This window comes from Oceanicola sp. S124 (genome assembly GCF_000220565.1).
Taxonomy (GTDB): Bacteria; Pseudomonadota; Alphaproteobacteria; order Rhodobacterales; family Rhodobacteraceae; genus Pseudooceanicola.
Map to the genome: position 1 here is coordinate 1 of NZ_AFPM01000318.1, position 537 is coordinate 537.

At 73.9% G+C, this 537-nt stretch carries 1 protein-coding gene; it reads right to left on the reverse strand.

The features are described 5' to 3' along the window. Positions 1-177: 177 nt before the first annotated feature. On the reverse strand, positions 178-537 hold a 360-nt coding region (locus OS124_RS25625), incomplete at its 5' end, for a Hint domain-containing protein (RefSeq protein WP_010142114.1).

The following is a 537-nucleotide window of genomic DNA, read 5'->3' on the forward strand; positions in this document are numbered from 1 at the left end:
GCGGCGGCGGGCCTGTCCGAGGTGCTGTCGGCGCGCACCGACATGGTGATCCGCGCCCGCATCGGCTGGGACGAGATCCGCCTTGCTGCCGGCTTCCTCTCGGCCTGTTCGGTGCTGTCGCTGCTGCCCGCGCTCTCGGTCCTGCGGGGGCGGATCTCGGAGGGGCTGCGCAGCTGATCAGGGGGCGCCCGCCGGATGGCGCGCCGCAAGGGCGGCCCGGGTCACGCGCACTTTCAGGAAGGGCGCGGCGGGGCAGGGATCATCGCCCATGATGGCGCGGACCCGCTGCCGGTCGGCCGGCGAGAGCTGGTCCAGCGCCATGTCGCCAGGCCAGAAGCTTTCGCAGGCCAGCCCCTCGGCCAGGATCAGCGCGTGGCGGTCCAGCACCAGGTGGATATAGAGGATCGGGCCATGGTCGCGCAGCGGGCCGATCCGGGGCAGGGCGGTCAGCGCCTTCGCCGGGACCAGCCCGCCCAGCTCATCCAGAAGGACCCGGTGCTGCGGCGACAGCACCAGCCGGCGACCGGGCCGTCCAGG